Consider the following 8977-nt stretch of genomic DNA (forward strand, 5'->3'; position numbering starts at 1 on the left):
GGCGGGTGCCGATCACCGTGCGCTCCCGGGCGCGGGCGACTCCCTCGTCGTCGATCCCCAGCTCGTCGTCCATCTCGTCGAGAACCTGCGCGTACCCGATGGCCCGCCGGGCCGTCACGCCCTCGAGCAGTCCGAGCCCGACGAGCCCACGCACCTCGTCGATCAGCCCGTCGGCGAACATGCGCCCGGTACGGGCGTCCAGCCGGTCATCGAGCTCGGGAAGCGCGCACCGTAGGCCGAGCAGCCGCGTGCCCCACCGAGGTGCGCCGATGGTCGGTCTCGAGGCGGAGAACGGCTGACCGGTCAGCTCCACCACCTCCAGTGCCCGAACAGTCCGGCGGGGATCGGTCGGCAGGATGGTCCGAGCGGCCTCGGGGTCCGCGCGGGCGAGCTCGGCGTGCAACGCCCGGACCCCGATCTCCTCGAGGCGCCGTTCGTAGCGCGCCCGGACCGCGGGATCCGTGTCGGGGATGGACCAGCCGTCGACCAGGGCCTGGATGTACATCATCGATCCTCCGCACAGGATCGGCACGTTCCCGCGCTCCCGGATCTCCGCGATCTCGCGCTCGGCCTCGCGACGGAAGTCGGCGACGCTCGCGGTCTCGGTCACCTCGAGGACGTCGAGCCTGTGATGCGGGATGCCACGTCGGAGGGACGGCGGGAGCTTCGCGGTACCGATGTCCATGCCGCGGTACTGCTGCATGGCGTCACAATTGACCACCTCCCCGCCCAGCCGCTGCGCCAGATCGAGGGCGAGGTCGGACTTCCCGGTGCCGGTCGGGCCCACCACCGCGACCGGTGCGGGGCCGCTCACCCGTGACCCCACTGACCCGGGGAATCCGACGACGACGAGAGATCCCAGCGAGCGCAGTGATACCCCACACCGAACGGCGCCCAGGACACCGACTCCACCGCAGACCTCTCCCCGACCAGCCCGGCCAGCCCGAGCCACGCGGGCCGGCTCCACCACCCCACGGCCTCCGCCACCGCGTCACCGGGATCGGGCAGCGGGCCACCGCGACGCAGCCACTCGGTGAGATCCGAGTCGAGGGCGACACCACGCGGGTCCTCGGGCACGGGTGCCCGGGGGGTGAGGGAGGCGGGACCGTCCCCCACGACGACCACGAGGGTGCCGCGCCCGGGGGGCCGAGAGACCCGTCCACCGCCGGTGACGCCCGCGAACGACCGGGGCTGGTCGATCCCGGCGCGGTCGAGCAGCCACCATGCGATCAGGGCCGCGTCGGGGACATCCTCGTACTCGGCTTCCACCGCCTCGGAACGCCCGACCCGGACCGCCGCCCCCCACCTCGACAGCGAGGAACGGACGTCACCCATCGTCCGCCCCTCGGGGTCCGAGCCGAGCACGAGCACCCTCTCGAGGCCGGACGACGCCGTCCTGAGCAGATCCAGCGCGGCGTCGACCTGGCCGGCGGTCTCCGCGGCCGCCTCTCCGGACAGTTCGGGCACCAGAACCGGTGCGCCGGGTACCAGGACGACAGGGGTGTTCACACGGAGCACCTTACTGACCTCCGCAGGAGCGCCGCCCCGGGACTCTGTCGGACTCGCTGGGGATACCCCGGCGCCCGGGCGGCGGTTGGTACACACTAGGGAGATGCCGACCCCTCACCGGGACGGCGAGGCGACGACCGGTGGGATTCCGGCGATGGTGCCGTGTCACGCGGCAGAACGAAACGAGGACCAGATGAGCGACCAGTCACCGACCACCCCCGGGGAGGCGAACCCCGGAACGTCCGCACCGACCCCCACTCCGACCCCGGGCCCGCGTCCCGGTGCGCCGTCCCCCGCAGCACTGGCCCGGAAGGTGGCACCGCGAGCGGTGGCGGCCCCCGAGTCGCGCATCGTCCGGGCGTCGGACCCGTCCGAATGGGGTCGGGTCGACGACTCCGGCGCCGTGTTCGTCAGGACCTCCGAGGGCGAACGCCAGGTCGGCTCCTGGCAGGCGGGTGCACCCGAGGAAGGTCTGGCCCACTTCGGCCTCCGGTACGACGACCTGGTCGCGGAGGTCTCACTCCTCGAAGCGCGACTCGACTCGCACCCACAGGACGCGCGCAAGACCCGGGCCTCCGCCGAGGCCCTCGCCGAGCAGCTCCCCTCCGCTGCGGCCGTGGGGGATCTCGACGCCCTCGCGACCCGACTCGCCACCGTGGTCGAGCGCTCCGGCGCTGTCGAGGTCGAGGCGCGCCAACGCAAGGACGAGGAGCGCGCCACCGCGATCGCCCGCAAGGAGGCGCTGGCCGTCGAGGCGGAGGAGATCGGTGAGTCGTCCACCCAGTGGAAGGCCGCCGGCGATCGCCTCAGGGAGATCCTCGACGAGTGGAAGACCATTCGCGGCATCGACCGCAAGACCGACGACGCACTGTGGAAGCGCTTCTCCAAGGCCCGCGAGGCGTTCAACCGGCGCCGTGGTTCCCACTTCGCGGAACTCGACCGCACCCGCGCCTCCGTCAAGCGCGTCAAGGAGGAGCTGGTCGAACGAGCCGAAGCCATCTCGGCCTCGACCGACTGGAACGACACGGCCACCGCGTTCAGGCGCCTCATGGACGAGTGGAAAGCCGCGGGCCGCGCTCCCCGCGAGGCCGACGACGCCCTGTGGAAGCGCTTCAAGGCCGCCCAGGACAGGTTCTTCGACGCCCGCCACGCCGCGGCCGCCGAGCGGGACGCGGAATTCGAGGGCAATGCGGACGCCAAGGAGGCGCTGCTCACCGAGTTCTCGGGCCGGATCAATCCCGACGAGAACCTCGACGCGGCCCGTTCGGCGCTACGGGAGCTGCAGACCCGCTGGGAGGAGATCGGCAAGGTCCCACGGGAGAGGATGGGGCAGCTCGAGGGACGGATCCGAGCCCTGGAGAAGACCGTCTCCGACGCGGCCGACGCCGAATGGCGACGGACCGACCCGGAGGCCAAGGCCCGCGCCGCCCAGTTCTGGGTGCGGGTGGACGACTTCGAGGCACAGGCGGCGAAGGCCGACGCCGCGGGCAAGTCGAAGGACGCCGAGAAGGCCCGTGCGCAGGCCATGCAGTGGAAGGAATGGGCCGAGGCCGCCGAGAACGCGGTCGACACCCGCTGATCACGCCGACAGGGCCCCACCGACACGGTGGGGCCCTGCTGCACGGGGTGGATCCGAGGGGTGCGGCGAGCTGGTTCAGTCGCCGTGGCGGACGGAGTCCTCGAGCTCGCGCTGTTCGGGAGTGCGCGCCCACAGGACGCCGGCCAGGGTCATCACCAGGAGCAGCACCAGGATCACACTGACGTACAGGCCGATCCCGGGGGCGCCGAAATCCTGGAAGTCGGGGTTCGGTCCCCGTCCGGACTGGCGAAGCCAGATCGCCAGCATCCCGTAGACCGTGGCCACGCAACTGGCGCCCCAGGCGATCCCCGCTGCCCACCACTTCTGGGTGATGATCATGACGGATCCGAACAGGATGGCGCCGACCGAATAGAGCAGGACGAAGACGTGGGAGGGCAGCGAGGTCTGCTGGTCCCGGGCCGCCTCGGTGAAGAAGAGCACGTCCAGGCCACGCACCCCGTCGCTGTGGGGAAGCGCGAGTGCGGCGGCGAGCAACACGATCAGGACGGCCGACGCGAGATAGGCCTTGCCGATGACGAGGGTGTGGCCCAGCATCCTGTCCCTGCGTCGGAACTCCGAATCCACGGTCCTGCTGGATTCCATGATCCCCTGGATGGGGTCCGGGCGGTCAGCGGTGTTCACGTGAGGCATCCCTTCTGGGTGGTGTCGGAGGCGAGGACGTCACGTCGCAGCGTGGGCAGTCCGAGCCCCACGCCGATCGGCGGGGTCTCCGGCTTCTCACCTGCCTCGTGTCTGTCACCCGCCCTGGTGGTCCGACAGGTCAGCACGCCGTCGTCGGCGAGCAGGTGGTGCGGGGCGGCGGAGGTGATTCTGGTGGTGACCACGTCGCCGGGTCGGATCCGCCCGGCGTGCTCCCCCACCGGGGCGAAGTGCACCAGGCGGCCGTCCCGGGCCCTGCCGGTCATCCGGGCGGTGGCGGCGTCCTTACGGCCCTGGTCGGCGGTGACGAGCAGCTCGACCTCACGGCCGACCTGCTTCCGGTTCTCCTCGAGGGTGATCCGCTCCTGCAGTTCGATCAGTCTCTCGTAGCGCTCCTGAACGACGGACTTGGGGATCTGGTCGGCCATCGTCGCCGCAGGGGTCCCCGGTCGCGGCGAATACTGGAACGTGAAGGCGCTCGTGAACCGGGCCTTCTCCACCACGTCGAGGGTGGCCTGGAAGTCCTCCTCGGTCTCCCCGGGGAACCCGACGATGATGTCCGTGGTGATGGCCGCGTGCGGCATCGCGGAACGCACCCTGTCCAGGATGCCCAGGAATCGCTCCGACCGGTACGAACGACGCATCGCGCGCAGGACTCGGTCCGAGCCGGACTGCAGGGGCATGTGAAGCTGTGGGCAGACGGCGGGGGTGTCGGCCATCGCCTCGATCACGTCATCGGTGAACTCCGCCGGATGTGGTGAGGTGAACCGGATCCGCTCGATGCCCTCGACCCGACCGGCGGCGCGCAGCAACTTCGCGAAGGCGCCTCTGTCGGATGGCTCGGCGGGGTCGTGGAACGATCGCCCGTAGGCGTTGACGTTCTGTCCGAGCAGGGTGACCTCGAGGACACCCTCGTCCGCCAGTGCCTTCATCTCCGCCAGGACCTCACCGGGTCTACGGTCCACCTCCTTGCCGCGGAGGGACGGGACGATGCAGAACGTGCAGGTGTTGTTGCACCCCACGGACACCGAGACCCAGCCGGCGTAGGCGGACTCCCGGGTGGCGGGGAGGGTCGAGGGGAAGTGCTGGAGCGAGTCGGCGATCTCCACCTCGGCCCGCTCGTTGTGCCGGGAGCGCTGGAGCAGCGTGGGCAGGTGCCCGAGATTGTGTGTGCCGAAGACCACGTCGACCCACGGGGCCCGCGTGACCACGACGTCCTTGTCCTTCTGCGCCAGGCATCCCCCGACCGCGATCTGCAGTCGGGGATTGGCGTCCTTCCACGGCCGCAGGTGGCCGAGCGTGCCGTACAGGCGGTTGTCCGCGTTCTCGCGAACGGCGCACGTGTTGAACACCACGAGGTCCGGCAGAGTGCCCCGGGCAGGGTCGGCCTCACCCTCGAACGGCACATACCCGGCCGCGTCGAGCACACCGGAGAGCCGCTCGGAGTCATGGACGTTCATCTGGCACCCGAAGGTCCGCACCTGGTAGGTGCGCCCCTCGACGCGCTCGACGCCGGTGTCTCCGGCCGTCGCCTGCAGGTCGGTCACGAGAGAATCCACGCAGGCCAGGGTACTCAGGGCGACACCTGGGCCGCCAATTCGGCGTCGACCACCGTCATCGCCAACCCCGTCGGATAGCCCCGGCGGGCGAGGAACGCCACCAGCCTGCGCCGTTCTCCCTGGAGATCCGCCCCGGGACCGGAGTCGACCGGGCTGCGGCTGAGCCTCGCGCGCACGAGTTCGGTGGCCTGCTGTCGGTCATCGGCCTCGTCGATGCCGGCCACCGCCCCCGCGATATGGACCTCGGCGACACCCTTCTCGCGGAGTTCACGTTCGAGTGCTCCCCGCGACCGTCCGCGTCGACGCCGCCGACCCCGGACCCATTCCGAGGCGAAGTCCGCGTCATCGAGCAGGCCCCAGGCGCGGACCCTGTCCAGCGCCTCGTCCACCGCGTCCGGCGCGTGGTCCTTACCCAGCAGCCGCTCCCGCAGTTCGTGTCGGCTCCGTGGCCGGTGGCGCAGAAGTCGGAGAGCCGCCGTCGCGGCCTCGTGGGCCTCGGGTGCCAACGGGGGCAGGTCCGAGCTACTCGACGGCCTGGCCTCCACCGCCGCGATGGCGGTGCGTAGATCGTCCGTGTCGACACCCCGCCCCGGCTCGGCCGCACACGGGTCCTGCACGCTCATCAGAACTCGACGGGCACCACGTCGATAGGCGCGTCCTCATCGGACTCCGCCTCGATCTCCGCGATCTCCGCACCCGCCCCGATATTGAGCTTGTCGAGGATCTTCCGCTCGATCTCGTCGCGGACCGAGGGGTTCTCCTTGAGGTACCGGCGGGCGTTCTCCTTGCCCTGGCCCAACTGGTCCGCCCCGTAGGTGAACCAGGAACCCGACTTCTTGACGAAGCCGTTCTCCACACCCATGTCGATGAGCGATCCCTCGCGACTGATGCCCTCGCCGTAGAGGATGTCGAACTCCGCGATCTTGAACGGGGGCGCGATCTTGTTCTTGACGACCTTGACCTTGGTGCGGTTACCCACCGCATCCGCGCCGTCCTTGAGGGTCTCGATCCGGCGCACGTCCAGGCGGACGGAGGCGTAGAACTTGAGCGCCTTACCGCCCGTGGTGGTCTCGGGCGAGCCGAACATCACCCCGATCTTCTCGCGCAGCTGGTTGATGAAGATCGCGGTGGTGTTGGTGTTGTGCAGCGCACCCGTCATCTTGCGGAGCGCCTGGCTCATCAGTCGCGCCTGCAAGCCCACGTGGCTGTCGCCCATCTCGCCCTCGATCTCCGCCCGCGGCACCAACGCCGCGACGGAGTCGACCACCAGGATGTCGATGGACCCCGACCTGACCAGCATGTCGGCGATCTCGAGCGCCTGCTCACCGGTGTCCGGCTGGGAGACGATGAGGTTGTCCGTGTCCACGCCGAGCTTGCGGGCGTACTCCGGATCCAACGCGTGCTCCGCGTCGATGAACGCGGCGATCCCGCCGGCGGCCTGCGCGTTGGCCACCGCGTGCAGCGCGACGGTCGTCTTGCCGGACGACTCCGGACCGTAGATCTCCACGACGCGGCCCCGTGGGAACCCGCCGATCCCGAGTGCCACGTCGAGGGACAGGGCACCGGACGGGATGACCTGGACCGGCGGCCGGGTGTCGTCCCCGAGCCGCATGACCGACCCCTTGCCGTAGGCCTTGTCGATCTGCGCGAGCGCCAACTCCAGCGCCTGTTCGCGGTTCTGGGCCACGCCCGTCCTGGTACCTGACTTGGCGGTGGTCTTGGGGGCCATGATGCTCTCCGTTCGTGCTCGACCTCCGGTGTCGTGCCGGACGGTCTGTGTGGTCTGCTCGCTCGCGGACGCTACGGGTCGGGTACGACAGATGCGTCTCGCACGAGCCCGGCAACCCTTCACTGTGGAGGGATGTCGCCCTGTGGACGGGCCATCCCGTCATCACATGACCCGAGTGTAGACGAACGCGTGTTCGAGATCGAACGACACGCCGCCACGGGGTCAGCGTAATGAGTCGGGAACCTCGAACTCCGAACACAGCGCCAACCAGACCTGCTTGACGGAGGCACCGGCGTCGATGGCCTCGTCGGCGGTGCGCCCGTCGAACGCGGCCAGATGATGGGACCTCACGAGATGATCGGCCCGCAGGTCCCCGAAGGCCTCGACGGTCCGGGCCCTGAACTCGGTCAGTGTCACGTGTGCCCCTTCACCACGGACGACGACGGGCCGCCGGTCAGTTCACCGGCGGCCCGTCCTCGGACGACTCACTGCTGTTCGGTCTGCGCCTGCTGCTGAGGCGGGGTGGCGGACTGCGGCTGCCCCTGGGGGAGCTGGGACGCAGAGCCGGTCCCCTGTCCGAGCTGACCACCCTCGGCCTTCATCGACGCCCGGATCTGCTCGAGACGGCTGTGCCCGGCCATCTGGGTCGAGGCCTGCTCGACCTCGAGCATCCGGCCCTGAACCGAGTTCTGGGCGAGCTCCGCCGACCCGAGGGCGTTGGCGTACCGCCGCTCGATCTTGTCGCGGACCTGGTCGAGGTTCGGGGTGTTCCCGCCCGACGAGACCTCGGACATGGACTGCAGCGACGCGCTGACCTGCTCCTGCATCTTGGCCTGCTCCAGCTGGCTGAGCAGCTTGGTCCGTTCGGCCACCTTCTGCTGGAGCACCATCGCGTTCTGCTCCACGGCCTTCTTGGCCTGGGCCGCGGCCTGGAGCGACTGGTCGTGGAGTCCCTTGAGGTCCTCGACGTTCTGCTCGGCGGTGACCAGCTGAGCGGCGAAGGCCTCCGCGGCGTTCTCGTACTCGGTCGCCTTCTGGGTGTCGCCGTTCTGATGGGCCTGCTCGGACATCTGCAGTGCCTGCCGCGTGGAGCCCTGCAGCTTCTCGATGTCGGCGAGCTGGCGGTTGAGCTTCATCTCCAGCTGCCGCTGGTTGCCGATCACGGCGGCCGCCTGCTGGGACAGCTGCTGGTGCTGCCGCTGCGCGTCCGAGATGGCCTGCTGGATCTGGACCTTGGGGTCAGCATTCTCGTCGATCTTCGAATCGAACAACGCCATGAGGTAGCGCCATGCCTTGGTGAACGGATTGGCCATCGCTGCGTAGTGTCCTTCTGCCGATTCGGACGACTGGTCGGTACCACGGTACCGAACAAGGTCGGGGGGCGACCACCGGGCGTTGCCGGGGTGGGGCTCAGGCCGCGAGGACGGGCTCCGCGACGGTGCCCGGGAGCGAGACGGTACCCGGGGGCGAGACCTCGAGGGCCGCGCGGATGAGGATCTCGCCGAGCGAGACGTCGAGCGCACCCGAGATGGACGCGAGCAACTCGCTCGAGGCCTCCTTGCGACCACGTTCGATCTCGGAGAGATACCCGGGACTCACCCGGGCGGCGTCGGCGACGTCCCGCAGGGTCCGCCCCGAATCGCCCCGCAGGCCGCGGAGCACCGTCCCGAGGGTCTCCCGCAGCAGCGGGGGCCCGCTCCGGTGGTCCGGTCGGGGCAGCGTGGTCATCTGGATGTTCGGCATCACGGGGTACAACGCCTCACGTCGCCGATTCGTTCCCGACCTCGTCGGCGATCCCCACCAGCAGATCGAGGGCGGCGGCACAGGCCGCCCGACGGATCTCGGCTCGACCGCCGTCCAGGGAGAGCTCGGTCGACCGCGCCGCGACTCCCGGCACGCAGATCCCCACGTGAACGGTCCCCACGGCCCTCCCCTCCTGGC

General features: G+C 70.1%; 10 protein-coding genes and 1 pseudogene. 1 reads left to right on the plus strand and 10 read right to left on the minus strand.

Annotated elements, in window-relative coordinates:
- Window positions 1–814, minus strand: an 814-nt coding sequence (gene miaA / locus G6017_RS03490) for a tRNA (adenosine(37)-N6)-dimethylallyltransferase MiaA (protein WP_182615985.1), incomplete at its 3' end; no start/stop codon positions are given.
- Window positions 811–1509, minus strand: coding sequence for a class III extradiol ring-cleavage dioxygenase family protein (locus G6017_RS03495; protein WP_182610349.1), 699 nt, complete (start codon window positions 1507–1509; stop codon window positions 811–813). The genes miaA and G6017_RS03495, both read right to left, overlap by 4 nt.
- A gap of 193 nt (window positions 1510–1702) precedes the next feature.
- On the opposite strand from G6017_RS03495, the gene G6017_RS03500 reads away from it, so the two are divergent.
- Window positions 1703–3088, plus strand: a complete 1386-nt coding sequence (locus G6017_RS03500) for a DUF349 domain-containing protein (protein WP_182610350.1) — start codon at window positions 1703–1705, stop codon at window positions 3086–3088.
- A 75-nt stretch (window positions 3089–3163) separates the two neighbouring features.
- Here the strand turns inward: G6017_RS03500 and G6017_RS03505 are convergent, their stop codons facing one another.
- From G6017_RS03505 to G6017_RS03540, 8 genes and pseudogenes are all read right to left on the minus strand, one after another.
- Window positions 3164–3739 carry an Rv2732c family membrane protein gene (locus tag G6017_RS03505; RefSeq protein ID WP_182610351.1) on the minus strand — a complete coding sequence of 192 codons (576 nt, stop codon included), beginning with the start codon at window positions 3737–3739 and terminating at the stop codon, window positions 3164–3166.
- Window positions 3727–5295: a tRNA (N6-isopentenyl adenosine(37)-C2)-methylthiotransferase MiaB gene (gene miaB / locus G6017_RS03510; RefSeq protein WP_182615989.1), complete on the minus strand. Its 1569-nt coding sequence runs from the start codon at window positions 5293–5295 to the stop codon at window positions 3727–3729. The genes G6017_RS03505 and miaB overlap by 13 nt, the downstream gene beginning before the upstream one ends.
- A gap of 26 nt (window positions 5296–5321) precedes the next feature.
- Window positions 5322–5930 carry a regulatory protein RecX gene (locus G6017_RS03515; protein WP_182610352.1) on the minus strand — a complete coding sequence of 203 codons (609 nt, stop codon included), beginning with the start codon at window positions 5928–5930 and terminating at the stop codon, window positions 5322–5324.
- Window positions 5930–7036: a recombinase RecA gene (recA, locus tag G6017_RS03520; protein WP_179525417.1), complete on the minus strand. Its 1107-nt coding sequence runs from the start codon at window positions 7034–7036 to the stop codon at window positions 5930–5932. Before recA ends, G6017_RS03515 begins: the two co-directional genes overlap by 1 nt.
- Before the next feature lie 222 nt (window positions 7037–7258).
- Complete coding sequence (locus G6017_RS03525; RefSeq protein WP_179525418.1) at window positions 7259–7453, minus strand: DUF3046 domain-containing protein; 195 nt, start codon at window positions 7451–7453, stop codon at window positions 7259–7261.
- A 172-nt stretch (window positions 7454–7625) separates the two neighbouring features.
- Window positions 7626–8349: pseudogene (locus tag G6017_RS03530) on the minus strand (PspA/IM30 family protein); the annotation flags it as partial.
- Window positions 8350–8446: 97 nt separating this feature from the next.
- A complete protein-coding gene (locus G6017_RS03535; protein ID WP_179526252.1) occupies window positions 8447–8779 on the minus strand; it encodes a helix-turn-helix domain-containing protein in 333 nt (110 codons plus the stop codon).
- A gap of 16 nt (window positions 8780–8795) precedes the next feature.
- Window positions 8796–8977 (minus strand): CinA family protein (locus G6017_RS03540; protein ID WP_182615987.1); only part of this gene is annotated, 182 nt, incomplete at its 5' end.

This window comes from Dietzia sp. B44 (assembly GCF_014145245.1).
Taxonomy (GTDB): Bacteria; Actinomycetota; Actinomycetes; order Mycobacteriales; family Mycobacteriaceae; genus Dietzia; species Dietzia natronolimnaea.

Coding starts and splice junctions, on each gene's coding strand:
- G6017_RS03500 (WP_182610350.1), top strand. CDS start 1,703: ATGAGCGACCAGTCACCGACCACCCCCGGGGAGGCGAACCCCGGAACG.
- G6017_RS03505 (WP_182610351.1), bottom strand. CDS start 3,739: ATGCCTCACGTGAACACCGCTGACCGCCCGGACCCCATCCAGGGGATC.
- G6017_RS03515 (WP_182610352.1), bottom strand. CDS start 5,930: ATGAGCGTGCAGGACCCGTGTGCGGCCGAGCCGGGGCGGGGTGTCGAC.
- recA (WP_179525417.1), bottom strand. CDS start 7,036: ATGGCCCCCAAGACCACCGCCAAGTCAGGTACCAGGACGGGCGTGGCC.
- G6017_RS03535 (WP_179526252.1), bottom strand. CDS start 8,779: ATGCCGAACATCCAGATGACCACGCTGCCCCGACCGGACCACCGGAGC.